The 16,575-nt window shown below is 63.4% G+C and carries 14 protein-coding genes and 2 tRNA genes; 9 read left to right on the top strand and 7 right to left on the bottom strand.

Going from position 1 to position 16,575, the window contains the following annotated elements; all coding sequences use genetic code 11:
* Positions 1 to 569 precede the first annotated feature (569 nt).
* The 7 genes from HK401_RS08745 to rpmH form a co-directional block, all read right to left on the bottom strand.
* A complete protein-coding gene (locus HK401_RS08745) occupies positions 570 to 1,466 on the bottom strand; it encodes a ParA family protein (protein WP_246490520.1) in 897 nt (298 codons plus the stop codon).
* Between the two features lie 67 nt (positions 1,467 to 1,533).
* Entirely contained in the window at positions 1,534 to 2,196 is a 663-nt protein-coding gene (rsmG, locus tag HK401_RS08740) for a 16S rRNA (guanine(527)-N(7))-methyltransferase RsmG (protein ID WP_258234083.1), read from the bottom strand.
* Complete coding sequence (locus HK401_RS08735) at positions 2,189 to 2,734, bottom strand: Jag family protein (RefSeq protein ID WP_181274258.1); 546 nt, start codon at positions 2,732 to 2,734, stop codon at positions 2,189 to 2,191. Before HK401_RS08735 ends, rsmG begins: the two co-directional genes overlap by 8 nt.
* Positions 2,735 to 2,742: 8 nt before the next feature.
* Positions 2,743 to 3,696 carry a membrane protein insertase YidC gene (gene yidC / locus HK401_RS08730; protein WP_181274257.1) on the bottom strand — a complete coding sequence of 318 codons (954 nt, stop codon included), beginning with the start codon at positions 3,694 to 3,696 and terminating at the stop codon, positions 2,743 to 2,745.
* 134 nt (positions 3,697 to 3,830) lie between these two features.
* The gene (yidD, locus tag HK401_RS08725; protein ID WP_181274256.1) at positions 3,831 to 4,187 is read right to left on the bottom strand and encodes a membrane protein insertion efficiency factor YidD; all 357 of its coding nucleotides are present in this window, start codon (positions 4,185 to 4,187) and stop codon (positions 3,831 to 3,833) included.
* Positions 4,171 to 4,536, bottom strand: coding sequence for a ribonuclease P protein component (rnpA, locus tag HK401_RS08720; protein ID WP_181274255.1), 366 nt, complete (start codon positions 4,534 to 4,536; stop codon positions 4,171 to 4,173). Before rnpA ends, yidD begins: the two co-directional genes overlap by 17 nt.
* Before the next feature lie 2 nt (positions 4,537 to 4,538).
* On the bottom strand, positions 4,539 to 4,676 hold the full coding sequence (gene rpmH / locus HK401_RS08715) for a 50S ribosomal protein L34 (RefSeq protein WP_166975345.1): 138 nt from the start codon (positions 4,674 to 4,676) through the stop codon (positions 4,539 to 4,541).
* Between the two features lie 415 nt (positions 4,677 to 5,091).
* Here rpmH and dnaA point away from each other — a divergent pair, with 415 nt between their 5' ends.
* The 9 genes from dnaA to HK401_RS08670 all read left to right on the top strand — a co-directional run bounded on the left by dnaA (position 5,092) and on the right by HK401_RS08670 (position 16,506).
* Positions 5,092 to 6,810, top strand: coding sequence for a chromosomal replication initiator protein DnaA (gene dnaA, locus HK401_RS08710; RefSeq protein ID WP_181274254.1), 1,719 nt, complete (start codon positions 5,092 to 5,094; stop codon positions 6,808 to 6,810).
* A gap of 571 nt (positions 6,811 to 7,381) precedes the next feature.
* Positions 7,382 to 8,521 carry a DNA polymerase III subunit beta gene (gene dnaN / locus HK401_RS08705; protein WP_181274253.1) on the top strand — a complete coding sequence of 380 codons (1,140 nt, stop codon included), beginning with the start codon at positions 7,382 to 7,384 and terminating at the stop codon, positions 8,519 to 8,521.
* Positions 8,522 to 9,721, top strand: a complete 1,200-nt coding sequence (gene recF / locus HK401_RS08700; RefSeq protein WP_181274252.1) for a DNA replication/repair protein RecF — start codon at positions 8,522 to 8,524, stop codon at positions 9,719 to 9,721.
* A complete protein-coding gene (locus HK401_RS08695) occupies positions 9,718 to 10,230 on the top strand; it encodes a DciA family protein (RefSeq protein ID WP_181274251.1) in 513 nt (170 codons plus the stop codon). Before recF ends, HK401_RS08695 begins: the two co-directional genes overlap by 4 nt.
* A 209-nt stretch (positions 10,231 to 10,439) precedes the next feature.
* Positions 10,440 to 12,437 (top strand): DNA topoisomerase (ATP-hydrolyzing) subunit B, encoded by a 1,998-nt coding sequence (gene gyrB / locus HK401_RS08690; protein WP_181274250.1) that lies wholly within the window; start codon positions 10,440 to 10,442, stop codon positions 12,435 to 12,437.
* A gap of 137 nt (positions 12,438 to 12,574) precedes the next feature.
* Positions 12,575 to 15,175, top strand: coding sequence for a DNA gyrase subunit A (gene gyrA, locus HK401_RS08685; RefSeq protein ID WP_181274249.1), 2,601 nt, complete (start codon positions 12,575 to 12,577; stop codon positions 15,173 to 15,175).
* Entirely contained in the window at positions 15,172 to 16,035 is an 864-nt protein-coding gene (locus HK401_RS21035; protein WP_246490523.1) for a DUF3566 domain-containing protein, read from the top strand. The genes gyrA and HK401_RS21035 overlap by 4 nt, the downstream gene beginning before the upstream one ends.
* A 153-nt stretch (positions 16,036 to 16,188) precedes the next feature.
* Positions 16,189 to 16,262: transfer RNA gene (locus HK401_RS08675), tRNA-Ile, on the top strand.
* 171 nt (positions 16,263 to 16,433) lie between these two features.
* Positions 16,434 to 16,506 (top strand) — tRNA-Ala (locus HK401_RS08670).
* Positions 16,507 to 16,575: the final 69 nt, after the last annotated feature.

Below are 16,575 nucleotides of genomic sequence, written 5' to 3'. Positions count from 1 at the left end.
TAGCCGCTCTGGTCGAGGACGAGGAGGACTTCGTTCCGCTGGCCTTCGAACTCGCTGCCTGAGTGCCGGCGGACTTACCGGACGACTTCGTTGCACCCGCCTTCGCGCCCACCGGCTGAGACGTACCGCTCTTCGATGCAGCGGTTTTCGATGCGCCGGACTTGGCAGAAATCGACTCTGCCTTCGAGGTCTTCGCTGAACCGACCTTCGAAGCACCGGCCTTCGCCGAAGCCGAGCTCGCCTTGGCAGAATTCGAGTCCGAGGTCTTTGCATTGCCGGTGGACGTCTTCGTCGCACCGCCGGACTTCGTACCGGCTCCGGTGTCCGCCGTACCTGTGGACTCTTCGGTGTTCGCGGTCTTCGGCCCAGAGCCCGCCTTGGTCTTGCGACGGCGGGACGACTGCATCGACGCGGCCGGGTCATTGCGTGCCGTCCGTGAACTCTTCTGGGTCTGCTCACCCTCCCGTTCCGTCTCTCCTCCGGAGAAGAAGACGTCGACAGGACGCTCGTTGGAGTTCGCGTCTGGAATCAGAGCTCCGAGTCCTCGACCCAGACCCCGTTTCTTGCGTTCAGCCACGACTTACTCCTCGATTCGCAATTTCCTCGGCGGCCTCACGGTACGAGAGTGCACCGCTCGAGTGTGGGTCATATGAGATGACGGTCTGCCCGTAGCTCGGAGCTTCGGAGATCCTCACCGAGCGAGGAATCGCGGTTCCGAGCACCTGCTCCGGGAAATGTGTGCGGACGTCCTCGGCCACCTGCGCGCTGAGATTCGTCCGGCCGTCGTACATCGTCAGCAGAATAGTGGAGATCGCGAGTTCAGGATTGAGATGCTTCTGAATGAGCTGGATGTTCTTGAGAAGCTGGCTCAAGCCTTCCAGCGCGTAGTACTCACACTGGATGGGAATGAGGACCTCACGGGCGGCCACGAAGGCATTCACGGTCAGCAGGCCCAGACTCGGTGGGCAGTCGACGATGATATAGTCGACGCGCTGGCCGGCTTCCTCCTCTTCCCTGAGGTAGATGCCCAGCGCACGCTGCAGACGCTGTTCCCTGGCCACCAGGGACACCAGTTCGATCTCGGCGCCCGCGAGGTCGATCGTCGCCGGAACACATCTGAGCGTATCGAAATCCGGGCACTGCGCGACCGCTTCGCGCATCGGCACGTCGTCGATGAGCACATCGTAGATGCTCGTGACCTCGGAATAGTGGTCGATCCCCAGTGCGGTACTCGCATTGCCCTGCGGATCGATGTCGATGAGCAGCACATTGAGACCCTGATTGGCCAGGGCCGCTGCGATGTTCACCGCCGTCGTGGTCTTCCCGACGCCGCCCTTCTGGTTCGCGATCGTGAAGATCCGAGTCGAGTCCGGCCGTGGGAAGGTCGTCTGCGACAGTCGATCCGCACGCCGGTTGTCCCGGGCGATCGCGGCACCAATGGGAGACGACTCGTCCATGATCGGCATAGGGCGCACTCCATCATCCATCGGTTTCACAAGACTCTGATCCAGCCTAGACCAACTCTACTTCGTACTATTTCTTCACGATCTCGACGACACGACTCGGGACATCGAGGAGGCCGCCTCCATCGACGACGTGAACCGTGGGCTGCGACAGACGATAGCGTTTGATCAGCTTCTTCGCTTTGAGCAGCTCACCCTCGACAGAAGCGCCCTTGAGAGCGAGGATCCGTCCTCCGGGGCTGATGACTTCGCGAGTCCATTCGATGAGAGTCGTCATCGCCTTGACAGCGCGAGCGGTGACGACCGTGAACATCTCCTCGTCCACGAGCTCTTCGACGCGGGCTCGGACGATCCGCACATTCTCCAGGCCCAGGTCGTCGACGACCATCCTCAGCCATTCGACGCGACGTTCCATCGGCTCGATGAGCACGACCTTGGCCCCCGGGCGCAGCAATGCGATCGGGATGCCAGGCAGACCCGCACCGCTGCCCACATCACCGACGACGTCACCGTCGTCGATGTATTCGGCGACCACGGCGCAGTTGAGGATGTGCCTCGTCCACAGCCGGTCGACCTCACGCGGGCCGATGAGGCCCCATTCGATGCCGGTGGTCGCCAGGTGCTCGGCATAGCGCTGGGCCGCGGGGAAAGCCGCACCGAAGTACTCCTCGGTGCCGGCGGGAGGCGTTTCGATCTCGGGAAGATCGGATTCGGGTTCGTTCAGGTCAGTCATCGGCGGGCCGGATGACGACATGACGACCGTCGCCTTCTCCCTCGGACTCGGAGACCAGACCGGCACGTGCCGCCTGATCGTGGATGATCTTGCGTTCGAAGCTGTTCATCGGCTTGAAGGCGAACTCCTCACCGCCGTCCTTGACTTCGTCGATGGCGCGCTGCGCCTTCTTGATGAGCTCCTCACGACGGTTGTTGCGGAATCCGTCGATATCGAGCATCAACCAGGAGCGCTGACCGGTCTGCGTCTGCACAGCCAGGCGGCTGAGCTCCTGCAGAGCACCGAGGGTGCGTCCGTCCTTGCCCACGAGAGTGCCGAGGTTCGTGTCTTCCTCGTCCTCGCAGACGATGGACAGCTGGGCGCGACCGTCGGCGACGTCGATGTCGATGTCACCGTCGATATCGGCCAGATCGAGCAGCTCTTCGAGGTAGTCCGCGGCGATCTCGCCCTCTTCTTCGAGGAGTTCGGCGCGGCTGGGCTTCGTCGAGGTCTCCTCCGGCGTCTGCTCGGAGGTCTCGTCGATCTTCTCTTCGGTCATGTTCGTCCTCAGCGCTTCTTGTTCTTCTTGCGGTTCTTGCTCACAGGCTGCTGCCGCTGGCCGCTCTTCTTCGGGGCCTCCTCGGCAACGGTCTCACCCTTGATATCATTCTGCTTCACTGTCTTGCCCTTGCGAGCCTTGCGCTCGAGCATCTCCTTCTCCGCTTTGGAGCCGGGAGCGGGCATATTGCGGATGACCATGTGCTGCTGGGCCATGGTCCAGGTGTTCGAGACCAGCCAGTAGATGAGAACACCGAGCGGGAAGTAGATGCCGCCGATGCCGAAGACGAGCGGCATAACGTAGAGGAGCATCTTCTGCGACTGCATCATCGGGTTGGCCATGGCCGATTCGGACATGTTCTTCGCCATCATCTGCTTCTGCGTGATGAACATGGTCGCAGCCATGACGACGATGAGGACGCCCGTCAGCAGCTTGACCGCGACACCATCGCTGCCGAAGGTCTCTGACAGGTGGATGCCGAAGATCGAGGAGTTCTCCGCCTGGACCGCCAACTGCTGAGTGAAGCCGCCGATGGCTCCGATGTCGCCGCTGGCGACCTTCGGCATATTGTGGATGACACGGAAGAGCGAGAAGAAGATCGGCATCTGCACAAGCAGCGGCAGACACGATGCCCACGGGCTGGTCTTGTTGTCGCGGAACAGGGTCATCTGCTCTTCGGCCATGGCCTGCCGCGAGTACTGATCCTTCTTGCCTTTGTACTTGGCCTGCAGACGCTGGATCTCCGGCTGCAGCAGCTGCATCTTGCGCTGAGACTTGATCTGGTAGACGAAGAGAGGGATGAGGAGAGCACGGATGACCACGGTCAGTCCGGCGATCGAGAGCACCCAGGTCCAACCGCTGTCGGCGGGCAGGCCGATGGCGGTGAAGATCTCGTGGAAGATCGCGAGGATCCAAGCGACTACCCACTGCAGCGGGTAGAGCAGCTTGTCCATCCAGTCCATTCAGTTCTCCTCGTTACAACGACTCTTGCGCGTCGTTAATCTTGCCATTGTTCACAGGTCTTCGCGACACGACTGCTGTGCCCCGAGGCAGTCCCGCGTGCCGGACACATCGGGATTGCACAGTCGAAAAGGTCTCAGCTGCGATGGTCGTCGCCGTGGATGTCTGTCGATCTGGCCTCCCGCGCAGAACCCGGGACGTGGTCGACCCCGCCATGGGACCACGGATTGCACCGCAGCACGCGCCACCCAGTTAACACCATCCCCTTGAGAACTCCGTGAATCTCAAAGGCCTCGAGACCATACATCGAGCAGCTGGGATAGTACCGACACACCTGGCCGTAGAGCGGTGAGATGACCACGCGATAGGCCCTGATGAACCACACGAACGGCATCCTCGGCCCGATCCGCAAGATCCAGCCGACCGTCGGCCAGAACCCCGCCGGCCGGCCGGGCACCTCGGAGACATGCTTGAGATCATGCTCGGCGTCCACGGCGATCCAGCTTCTTCCGCGCCTTGTCGATGAGTTCGACGACCTCGGAGTCGAGGACGGAGAAATCCGCCTCGGCCGCATGCGGCAGGGCCCGCAGCACGAACAGCTCTCCCTGACTCAGCTCGCCGAGACGGTCACGCATGATCGCGCGCAGCCGACGTTTGGTGCGATTGCGCACCACAGCATTGCCGACGGCCTTAGATACGATGAAACCCACGCGAGTTGCGTGGGCGTCATCGGGGTCTCTCAGGCTGTGTGCCATAAGATGCGCTGAGCGCACCCGGACTCCCGCTTTGAAGACTCGTCTGAAGTCCTCGCCGCTGCGGATCCGGTGTGCCGCGTCGAGCACACTCAGGCCGAAACTTCGGAACGTCCCTTGCGACGACGTGCGGCCAGGATCGAACGGCCCGCACGGGTGCGCATACGCAGACGAAAGCCGTGCTTCTTGGCGCGCTTGCGGTTGTTGGGCTGGAATGTACGCTTGCTCACTTCAGTCTCCGATTTCTAGGTTGCGGGTGAACGCCGGTGCGTTCTCACAAAAAACGGCGGTGAGAGTCTCGACCGCCGAGCACTCCTGTGCATAAGAGCCAAAGATGATCAGGATAATCGGATGAAGCCCGGTACACAGGACACTCCATCTTAGCGAGGTAGCAACCGGGCGGTCAAACGGCGGAGTCATGTTTCACGTCACGCTCGCGCGAAATTCACCCGGGTTCACATCCCCGGCGCCGAACACCGTCCACAAGTCACACCCATGTAGTTTTCCACAGCCTTATCCACCCGTGTGGAGATTTGCTGGGTGAGGTCGCCACGAATCCACAAACTGTGGAAAACTATGTGGAAGTCATGCACAGGTGTGGATCACGCCGAGAACGAATCTATTGAAAGCTGAGGAAGAGTGACGGTGTCGAATTCCAAGAATGAGCTCATCAGCCGCTGGCGCACGGTGGTCTCAACCCTGGATCAGGACCCGGAACTCACGGCTCATCAGAAGGGATTCCTCTCCCTGGCCGTGCCCAAGGCACTCGTCGACAACGCCCTCGTCCTCCTCGCCGTCCGCGACGAACACACCAGACGGACAATCGAGACTCGGCTGCTTGGCCCCCTGACCAGGGAATTCTCGAAGGTCCTCGGCTTCGACGTGACCTTCGGATTCGTCGTCGACCCCGAACTCGACGTCCCGATCCGGTTCGAAGATCTCATCGGAGAACCGACGCCGGGACCGCAGGTGCCCATCGATCCGGTCACGTCCACCTCGGCGACGGGGGCACCGGCAGCGCAACAGGAACCGCACACGCTCGGCCGGCACGATTCCGACCACGGCCACACCCCCGCCGAGGCCGTCGCCTCAGCGGGGCCGGCCACCGTCGACCGCACTCCGCCCGACTTCGATCGCACGGCACCGGGTTTCGATCGCACGGCGCACGGTAGGGAGGCGGATGCGCCGGCTCCCGCACAGGCCTCGCCGGCACAGTCCCCGTCCGCGCCCGCCGAATCCCGGATGACCGAGCGCGAGCTCAAGATCGCCGAGGCGACCGCCGCCCCGATGGTTCCGCCCGTCGATGCTCCCGGTGTCGCCCAGCTCAACCCGAAGTACACCTTCGACACCTTCGTCATCGGAGCGTCGAACCGCTTCGCCCACGCCGCCGCCTTCGCCGTCGCCGAAGCCCCGGCCAAGGCCTACAACCCGCTGTTCATCTACGGGGATTCGGGACTGGGCAAGACCCACCTGCTCCACGCGATCGGCTACTACGCCACCCAGCTGTTCCCCGAGATCCGCGTGAAATACGTCTCGAGCGAAGAGTTCGTCAACGACTTCATCAATACGATCGGTTCGTCGAAGACCTCGAATGCGCTGCGTCCGGCCTTCCAACGCCGGTATCGCGAAGTCGACATCCTCATGATCGACGACATCCAGTTCCTGCAGGGCAAGGACGCCACTGTCGAGGAGTTCTTCCACACATTCAACGCCCTGCACAACGAGGCCAAGCAGGTCGTCATCACCTCGGACCAGCCGCCGAAGATGCTCAAAGGATTCGAGGAGCGACTGCGGTCGCGATTCGAATGGGGCCTGCTCACCGACGTGCAGCCGCCGGATATGGAGACCCGCTTCGCGATTCTGCGCCGCAAGGCCGCTGCCGAACAGCTCGACGTCCCCGACGATGTGCTCGAATACATCGCCTCGCGGGTGTCCTCGAACATCCGCGAGCTCGAAGGCGCCCTCATCCGAGTCACCGCGTTCGCGAACCTCAACGACCAACAGATCGACGTCTCCCTGGCCGAGACAGTGCTCAAGGACTTCATCACCCAGGACGACACCCCTGCCGTCACGGCGGCGGACATCATGGGGCAGACCGCTGCGTACTTCAGCCTCACCCTCGACGACCTGTGCGGGACCTCCCGGTCACGGACGCTGACGACAGCGCGTCAGATCGCGATGTATCTGTGCCGCGAGCTCACCGATCTCTCCCTGCCGAAGATCGGCCAGGCCTTCGGCGGGCGCGACCACACGACCGTGATGCACGCGAACAAGAAGATTCGAACTCAGATGGCCGAACGACGGGCCGTCTACACGCAGGTCACCGAACTCACAAACCGCATCAAACAACAGCATCGCCTATAGAACGCGCCGTGCACATCTGTGGATAACCCTGGGGACACTCGCTCACACCTGGGGACAGAACGGTGGACAGAGCTGCGGTCGAAGTGGAAAGATGTGAACTACATGCTTGTGTTTACCCAAGCGCCCACCGACCCTCTCGTCGCGGTGCACAAGGCATCCACAGGCCCATAGGCTGTTGAATCCTTTGATTACTCAGGGGTAGAGGGGACCTGTCCACAGTCTCCACAGGTGCTGATACTTCTACCAAGTGAATTCAACTCTTAAGAGGGCGACCGCCACCGACTGCTTCGCTCGGCTCGGGGAGAGCCCGAGGTTCGGCACCGAGATCCTGGGACGGGGCGGAAGATATTCGAACACAGGGTCTCAGGTGATTCCCGAATCCGAGATTCACCCTCCGACATCGATGCCGGACAGCCGATCGCCGCAGCTGTTCCGGCCGACCCTGCTGGGGTGGGCAATCATCGGATAGGCTGTGTAAAGTTTTCCGAGCAGTATCGAGCCAGCGCCTCGCAACCCGGAGTCTTGTGCCAGATGCCTTGAGCAGGTCGGGTAGCCACCCCGAAGGAGTAAAGTGAACGCGGAAGCATCCCCCTTGAAGTTCAAAGTCAATCGCGACGTTCTCGCCGACGCGGTGACCTGGGCAACCAAGACTCTGCCCAACCGTCCTTCCGCTCCGGTGCTCACCGGAATCCTCATCACCGCTGAGGCCGGCGGCACCGTCCGCCTCGCAGTCTTCGACTACGAGGTCTCCTCCCGCGTCGAGATTGCCGCGGATGTCGCCTCCGCCGGCACTGTGCTCGTCTCCGGACGACTGCTCGCCGACATCTCCAAGGCGCTGCCGAACCAAGAGGTCACTCTCGAACAGATCGACGCCAAGGTCGACGTCACCTGCGGTTCCTCACGGTTCTCGCTCATGACCATGCCGGTCGCCGAATACCCAGCCCTGCCTCAGGTGCCCGAGGACTCCGGCACCGTCTCCGCCGGAGAGTTCCAGAACGCCGTCTCCCAGGTCACGATCGCAACGTCGAAGGACGACACCCTGCCGATCCTCACCAGTGTCCGCGTCGAGATCGAAGGCGAGAAGGTCACACTGCTCGCTACCGACCGCTACCGGCTCGCCGTCCGCGAGTTCACCTGGAACCCCGGTCGCCCGGACGTCTCGGCCGTGGCTCTGCTGCGCGGCCGCACACTGTCCGATGTGTCGAAGTCACTCGGCGGAGACGTCACGATCGGTCTGAGCACCGACGCCGGCAAGGACCTCATCTCGTTCACCTCCGCCGGCCGAGTCACCACCTCGCTGCTCGTCGAGGGCGAATACCCGAAGGTCCGGTCGCTGTTCCCCGATTCGGTGCCCATCCACGCGATCGTCGAGACCGCTGTGCTGCGCGAAGCCGTCCGCCGCGTCTCACTCGTCGCCGAACGCAACACCCCGCTGCGCTTCGAGGTCACCGACGGCATGCTCACCCTCCACGCCGGGACCGGCGACGACGCTCAGGCTTCCGAAGCCGTCGAAGCGACCCTCCAGGGCGAGGAGATCACCGTCGGCTTCAACCCGCACTACATCGCCGAAGGCCTTGCCGCCGTCGAGAGCCCGTACGTGAACTTCTCGTTCACCCAGCCGATGAAGCCGGTCATCATCGCCGGGCAGAAGGACCTCGAGGGATCGGCCGACGAATCGTATCGCTACCTGCTCATGCCCACGCGCATCTGAATGTGGATATCCCGGCTCTCCCTGCGTGACTTCCGGTCCTATCCCGAACTCGACCTCGAGTTCTCACCCGGGGTCACCACTTTCGTGGCCGACAACGGGACCGGGAAGACCAATATCGTCGAGGCGATCGGGTATCTGGCCCAGCAGCGTTCTCACCGGGTGGCCTTCGACGCTCCGCTCGTGCGCGAAGGCACGACGGTGGCCACCGTGTCGGCTCTGGTCAACCGGGATCAGAGGCATGCCGCCGTCGAGGTGACGATTCAGTCCAAGGGAGCCAACCGGGCCCGGGTGAATCGGAGCGCGGTCCGGCTCAAGGACATCCTCGGTCTCGTCTCCTGCGTCGTCTTCGCACCCGAAGATCTCAGCCTCGTGCGCGGTGAACCCGCCGAACGTCGGTCATGGATCGACACCCTCGTCATCGCCCGCAATCCCCGCTTCTCCTCGATCATCACGGACTTCGAGCGGGCGCTGAAACAGCGCAACGCCCTGCTCAAACGGCTGCGGGAGGACCGTGATCCGGGGCTCGAGGCCACACTCGACATCTGGAACATGGCCTATGCGGATTCCGCCGCCGAACTCGTCTTCGGCCGCCGTCGGATTCTCGCCGACATCGTCACTCCGCTGCAGGAGAACTTCGCCTATATCGCCGCGGATGCCCGGCTCGAGCGGCAGGGTGCCCACATCGCCTACGACTCCCGCATCGACTACTCGCAGGCCGGATCCGCCGCCGAGTGCCGAGAGCTGCTGCTGTCTGCTCTCGAACGGCGGAGGACGACGGAGATCGAACGTGGCCTGACCCTGCACGGGCCGGGCCGGGACGATCTGTCGCTGATGATCGGGTCGCATCCTGCCAAGGGCTACGCCTCCCACGGCGAGACGTGGTCGCTGGCGCTGGCGATGCAGCTGGCCGGCTGGGATCTGCTGTCGGCCGATGCCGGTTCGGATGCCGAACAGCCGATCCTCGTCCTCGACGACGTCTTCGCCGAACTCGACACGGGCAGGCGCAGCCGTTTGGCGTCGCGAGTGACGGAGGCCGAACAGGTCTTCATCACCGCCGCTGTCGATGCGGACCTGCCCGCCGGTCTCGAAGGAAAGCGGATCGACCAGTCCACGCTGCTGGCAGGGGCCGGAGCCGGTGCCGGCGCGGAAGCCGAGAACGCAGCCGGTGCCGGCGCGGACGAGACAGGGAGCACCTCGTGAGCGGCATCGAACGCGACTCCTCCACTCCGGTGGCGGCCCTCGAAGCCCTCGACCGGGTGCGACGGATGGAAGCCACGGAGGCGAAGTTCGTCCGCAGCCGACGACGCTCACGACTGCGCGGTGAAGTCGTCTATTCAGGTGCGGGCAAGGACGGTCGCGATCCGAAGTCGGTGTCCTCCGTCCTCGGTTCGCTCATCTCCGATCGCGGATGGTCGTCGTCGATCGACATCGGCAAGGTGCTCGGGCGCTGGCCCGACCTCGTCGGTGCTCAGGTCGCCCAACATGCGACCCCCGTCGACTTCTCGCCCCCGCTGCTCGTCATCGCCGCCGACTCGACGACGTGGGCGACGCAGCTGCGGGTGCTCAAACCGACGATCCTGCGTCGGCTCGAAGAGGGACTGGGCTCCGCCACGATCACGGAGATCGAGATCAGGGGTCCCCAGGGACGCAGCTTCAAACGGGGACGGCGATCGGTTCCCGGCCGCGGACCCAGGGACACATTCGGGTGACGGTGGGGCCGCCTCGGCGAAGTTCCGGGCGGAGCTCTGCGAAGAACTCAGAGGGCCTTAGACAGCCATAGCCGCTCCCGTTTGTGCCCGGGGGTATATCTGCGGTCTGAAAATTCGGGAAATCCGCCTTCACGGGCCGCTTACGGGCATTTCAGGCTCCGTCGCGGTAGAATGGGGAGCTGTTAGCGACCATCCGAACAAGGAGTCACATGACGACCGAGGATCAGCCTCATTATGATGCCGGCGACATCACGGTACTCGAGGGTCTCGAGGCAGTCCGCAAACGACCCGGCATGTACATCGGTTCGACCTCGGAACGCGGTCTTCACCACCTCGTCCAGGAGATCGTCGACAACTCCGTCGATGAGGCGATGGCCGGCTACTGCTCGCATATCGAAGTCACCATCCTCGCCGACGGCGGCGTGCGCGTGGCCGACGACGGGCGCGGAATGCCGGTGGCCATGCACCCGACCGAAGGCAAGCCCACCGTCGAAGTGATCCTCACGATCCTCCACGCCGGCGGCAAGTTCGGAGGCGGCGGATACGCCGTGGCCGGCGGTCTGCACGGTGTCGGCTCGACCGTGGTCAACGCTCTGTCCGAACGTCTCGAGGTCGAGGTCAAGCGCGACGGTTACACGTGGACCATGGACTTCGTCCAGGGCGTGCCCACCGGTGAGCTGCAGCGGGGCGAGGCCACGGATGAGACCGGCACGACCGTGACCTTCTGGCCCGACGCGACGATCTTCGAGACCACGGACTTCTCGTACGAGTACCTGCGCGCACGCTTCCAGCAGATGGCCTTCCTCAACAAGGGCCTGAAGATCAGCCTCACCGACGAACGACACAACGAGGTCGACGACGCCGAGGTGCAGATCGACGAGAACGAAGCGACCGAGTGGAAGCCGCGGACCGTCACATACAACTACGAGCACGGTCTGCTCGACTACGTCGAATACCTCAATGCGACGAAGAAGGCCGATCTCGTCCACCCCGATGTCATCGTCTTCGAAGCTGAGGAGGGCGAACAGACGCTCTCACTCGAGATCGCGATGCAGTGGACGACGGCCTACAGCGAATCCGTGCACACCTACGCCAACGTCATCAACACCCACGAAGGCGGCACGCACGAAGAGGGCTTCCGCACGGCGCTGACCTCCCTGGTCAATGCGTATGCGAAGGAACAGAAGCTGCTGCGGGACAAGGATCCCAACCTCACCGGCGACGACATCCGCGAGGGACTGACCGCCGTCATCTCGGTCAAGCTCGGCGATCCGCAGTTCGAAGGACAGACGAAGACGAAGCTCGGAAACTCCGAGGTCAAGGGCTTCGTTCAGCGCGTGGTCCGCGATGAGCTCGGGCACTGGTTCGAGTCCAATCCGGCCCAGGCCAAGGACGTCGTGCGCAAGGCGCTGCAGGCCTCCCAGGCACGCATGGCCGCCCGCAAGGCCCGTGAGGCCACGCGCCGCAAGGGTCTGCTCGAATCCTCAGGTATGCCCGGAAAGCTCAAGGACTGCCAGTCGAAGGACCCGACCATCTCCGAGGTGTTCATCGTCGAGGGCGACTCGGCCGGCGGCTCGGCCACACAGGGTCGCAACCCGAACACGCAGGCGATCCTGCCGCTGCGTGGGAAGATCCTCAACGTCGAGAAGGCCCGTCTGGATAGGGCGCTGGGCAACAACGAGGTCCAAGCCATGATCACCGCCTTCGGCACCGGCATCGGTGAGGAGTTCGACCTCGAGAAGCTGCGGTACCACAAGATCGTCCTCATGGCCGATGCCGACGTCGACGGTCAGCACATCACCACACTGCTGCTGACGCTGATCTTCCGGTATATGAAGCCGCTCATCGAGCACGGCTACGTCTACTTGGCGACCCCGCCGCTCTACCGCATCAAGTGGTCGAACGCACCGCACCAGTTCGCCTACACGGACAAGGAGCGCGACGGTCTGCTCGAGACCGGTCGGGCCGCGGGCAAGCGCCTGCCCAAGGATCTCGCGATCCAGCGGTACAAGGGTCTGGGCGAGATGAACTACGAGGAGCTGTGGGAGACGACGATGGATCCTGACCACCGTCTGCTCAAGCAGGTCTCCCTCGACGATGCGATCGTCGCCGATGAGATCTTCACCGTCCTCATGGGCGATGACGTGGATTCGCGCCGGCGCTTCATCCAGGAGAACGCGAAGGACGTCCGCTTCCTCGACATCTGACCGTTCACCGGCACCGGGAAGCAGCCTCGGTGCTGGTGGATGATCGGTGCCGCACCGACCCCACTCTTTGAACTCATACACTGCCGCCCTCGGCTGAGACCCAGCCGGACGGTTCAGACACAAGGGAAGAGCCCACATTGGCCGACGAGAACGATATCGGAACAGAAATCAACCGCATCGAGCAGGTTGATCTCAACCTCGAGATGCAGAGGTCGTACCTCGATTACGCGATGAGCGTGATCGTCGGTCGCGCCCTGCCGGATGTCCGCGACGGACTCAAGCCCGTCCACCGCCGCGTGCTCTATGCGATGTTCGACGGCGGCTACCGCCCCGACCGCAACTTCTCGAAGTGCTCACGCGTCGTCGGCGACGTCATGGGCCAGTACCACCCGCACGGGGATACGGCGATCTACGACGCCATGGTCCGCCTCGTGCAGCCGTGGACGATGCGCTACCCGCTGGTCGCCGGACAGGGCAACTTCGGCTCTCCCGGTGATGACGGTGCGGCCGCCCCCCGTTACACCGAGTGCAAGATGGCGCCTCTGGCTCTTGAGATGGTCCGCGATATCGAAGAGGGCACCGTCGACTTCCAGGACAACTACGACGGTCGCAACCAGGAACCGATGGTTCTGCCCTCACGGTTCCCGAACCTGCTGGTCAACGGCTCTGCGGGCATCGCGGTCGGAATGGCGACGAACATTCCGCCGCACAACCTCGGCGAGGTCGCCGCCGGTGCACAATGGCTGCTCTCCCACCCCGAGGCGAGCAAGGAAGAGGCCCTCGAGGCGCTGCTCGGCATCATCAAGGGCCCGGACTTCCCGATGGGCGCGACGATCCTCGGCCGCAAGGGCATCGAGGACACCTACCGCACCGGTCGCGGATCGATCACCCAGCGCGCCGTCGTCGAGGTCGAGGAGATCCAGGGACGCACCTGCCTCGTCGTCACCCAGCTGCCCTACATGGTCAACCCCGACACTCTGGCCGCGAAGATCGCCTCCTACGTCAAGGACGGCAAGGTCGCGGGCATCGCGGACCTCCGCGACGAGTCCTCGGGCCGCACCGGTCAGCGACTGGTCATCGTGCTCAAGCGCGATGCCGTGGCCAAGGTCGTGCTCAACAACCTCTACAAGCACACCTCGCTGCAGGAGAACTTCTCCGCGAACATGCTCGCCCTCGTCGACAGCGTGCCGCGCACCCTGAGCATCGACTCGTTCCTGCGCCTGTGGGTCAAGCACCAGATCGAGGTCATCGTCCGGCGCACCCAGTTCCGGCTGCGCAAGGCCGAGGAGCGCGCCCATATCCTGCGCGGCTACCTCAAGGCCCTCGACGCCCTCGACGAGGTCATCGCCCTGATCCGCCGCTCCCCGTCCTCGGACGAGGCTCGGACCGGACTCATGGAGCTGCTCGAGGTCGACGAACTCCAGGCCAATGCGATCCTCGATCTCCAGCTGCGCCGCCTGGCCGCTCTGGAGCGCCTGAAGATCCAGGAAGAGGCCGAGAAGATCGAAGCGCAGATCGCCGAGTACAAGCACATTCTCGCCACGCCGGCGCGCCAACGCGAGATCGTGTCCGAGGAGCTCGACGAGATCGTCGAACGCTACGGCGACGAGCGTCGGACGAAGATCCTCGCCGGCTTCGACGGGGACGTGTCGATGGAGGACCTCATCCCCGAGGAGGAGGTCGTCGTCACGATCACCCGCGGCGGCTATGCGAAGAGGACCCAGACGAACCTCTACCGCGCCCAGCACCGCGGCGGCAAGGGAATCAAGGGAGCGGCTCTGCGCGGCGACGATGTCGTCGAACAGTTCTTCGTCACTTCGACGCACAACTGGCTGCTGTTCTTCACGAATACCGGTCGCGTCTACCGGGCGAAGGCCTATGAGCTGCCCGAGGGCTCGCGTGATGCCAAAGGTCAGCACGTGGCGAACCTGCTGGCGCTGCAGCCAGGCGAGACGATCGCGAAGGTCCTGTCCATCCGCGACTACGAAGAGGCCGAATTCCTCATCCTCGCCACGAAGTCCGGTGTGGTGAAGAAGACCCGCCTGAGCGAATACGACTCGAACCGCACCGGCGGCGTCATCGCCATCAACCTCCGCGAATACAAGGGTGAGCCGGATGAGCTGGTCTCGGCCCGCATCGTCGGCTCCGAGGATCATCTGCTGATGATCTCGCGCAAGGGCATGTCGATCCGCTTCGCCGCCGACGATGAGTCGATCCGCCCGCTGGGTCGCGTCACCGGCGGTGTCACCGGCATGAAGTTCAAGGACGACGACGAGCTGCTGACCATGGACGTCGTCCAGCCCGACACCTATGTCTTCGTCGTCACCGAGGGCGGATACGCCAAGCGCACCCCCGTCGACGAATACCGTCTGCAGGGCCGCGGCGGTCTGGGAATCCGGGTTGCCAAAATCACCGAACAGCGCGGAGACTTGGTAGGCGGGCTCATCGTCGAAGATGGTGAGGAAGTCCTCGTCGTCATGGAGAAGGGTAAGATCGTTCGGTCGGGAATCGACGAAGTTCCGGCGAAGGGACGCAACACCATGGGTGTAGTGTTCGCGAAACCGGGCAAGAATGATCGTATTATCGCAGTGACACGTGGGCCCGAAGCCGAGGTCGAAGACGAAGACGATGCCGAAGTTCCCGAAGGCGGAGTTCCGGAAGGTGAAGTTCCGGAAGGTGAAGTTCCCGAGGGTGAGGTCGGAGCACCTCAGACCGGCAGCGAGGATGTGGAAGAGTGAGCGATAGCAGCAAGCCAGGCTCAGGGAAGATCATACGCACGTCGAGCGGATCGACGCGTCTGACGGCGGGTTCGTCGAAGAACGACGCGAAGTCCGCAGGCTCGACCGGTTCGGGACCTGGTTCCGGGCAGGGTTCGTCCGGGCAGGGCTCGGGCTCCTCGCAGAATGCGAATCAGGGAACGCCTCAGACGGAGAAGGCAACCGTCGTCGCCCCTCCGGCGCCGAAGGCCTCGCCGAAGCCCAATCGCGCACCCTCGACAGGATCGGCACCGACCGCACGCACCGCCTCACAGGGATCCGGCGCAGCCGGATCGCAGGGTTCGGGTGCGGGATCGCAGCCGACTGGATCCCAGGGATCCGCGGGAGGTCAGTCCTCGGGCAACCGCGGGGCCACCTCGGTGATGGGAAATGCGGCCAACACCATCCGCGCCAGCTCCGGCGGCGTGAAGATGGGCGTGAAGAACATGGTCGACTCCGGCAGCGGCAAGAAGAAGAAAGGCCCCCGCACCGTCCGCCTCACGGTGTCCGCGGTCGATCCGTGGTCGGTCATGAAGATGTCGTTCCTCATGTCCGTGGCCATCGGCATCGCCACGATCGTCGCGTTCATCGTGCTGTGGATCGTTCTCCAGGCGACGGGTGTGATGAGCGGCCTCGAATCGACGATGAGCGAGCTCGCCGGCGCGGAGTCGGCCGAGCGGATCATCGGCATCTTCGGCTTCGGTCGAGTCGTGGCGGCAGGCTTCATCATCGCGGTCATCAACATCGTTCTGATGACGGCGCTGTCGACCCTGGCGGCCTTCATCTACAACATCGGGTCCCTCATCGCCGGCGGCTTCAGCCTCACCCTCACCGACGACTGACCCCTCTTACTACCTGACGGCGGCCCAACAACCTTGCGCGAGGTTGCTGGGCCGCCGTCAGGTAGCAAATGGGTGTGAGGGGAGTCACCGGGAGGCGATTTGTGTTTGTCTGCTCCGGTTGGGTATCGTTTTACTTCGGGTTCACCCCGATAAGGGCCTATAGCTCAGGCGGTTAGAGCGCTTCGCTGATAACGAAGAGGTCCCTGGTTCAAGTCCAGGTAGGCCCACGTCCCCTTCTTCGGGGATTTCCTTTCGAGGAGGATCATGAAAAGATGGATTCTCAGCGGTCTCACGCTTGTGGGGCTGGGAGTGTTCTTCCGGTGGCGGAAGCAGAATCAATCTGCTCAGGCCGAATGGTCCGAACACACCGATTCGGTGTGAGGGTGAGAACCCGACACGGGGGTATGGCGCAATTGGTAGCGCATCTGCTTTGCAAGCAGAGGGTTAGGGGTTCGAGTCCCCTTACCTCCACTCGAGTAGTTTTGAGACAGCACTCGTAACACGAAGGCTCCGAACCAAAGTGGTTCGGAGCCTTCGTCG

Origin of the sequence: Brevibacterium oceani (assembly GCF_013623835.1) — a bacterium.
GTDB lineage: Bacteria > Actinomycetota > Actinomycetes > Actinomycetales > Brevibacteriaceae > Brevibacterium > Brevibacterium oceani.
Note: the sequence above shows the minus strand (reverse complement) of the source record. Positions and strands in the feature narration are given on the sequence as shown.

What these genes read in the sequence shown, in the direction of transcription:
- rsmG (WP_258234083.1), bottom strand. Translation starts at nt 2,196, where the DNA reads ATGACTGACCTGAACGAACCCGAATCCGATCTTCCCGAGATCGAAACG.
- HK401_RS08735 (WP_181274258.1), bottom strand. Translation starts at nt 2,734, where the DNA reads ATGACCGAAGAGAAGATCGACGAGACCTCCGAGCAGACGCCGGAGGAG.
- yidC (WP_181274257.1), bottom strand. Translation starts at nt 3,696, where the DNA reads ATGGACTGGATGGACAAGCTGCTCTACCCGCTGCAGTGGGTAGTCGCT.
- recF (WP_181274252.1), top strand. Translation starts at nt 8,522, where the DNA reads ATGTGGATATCCCGGCTCTCCCTGCGTGACTTCCGGTCCTATCCCGAA.
- HK401_RS08745 (WP_246490520.1), bottom strand. Translation starts at nt 1,466, where the DNA reads ATGCCGATCATGGACGAGTCGTCTCCCATTGGTGCCGCGATCGCCCGG.
- gyrB (WP_181274250.1), top strand. Translation starts at nt 10,440, where the DNA reads ATGACGACCGAGGATCAGCCTCATTATGATGCCGGCGACATCACGGTA.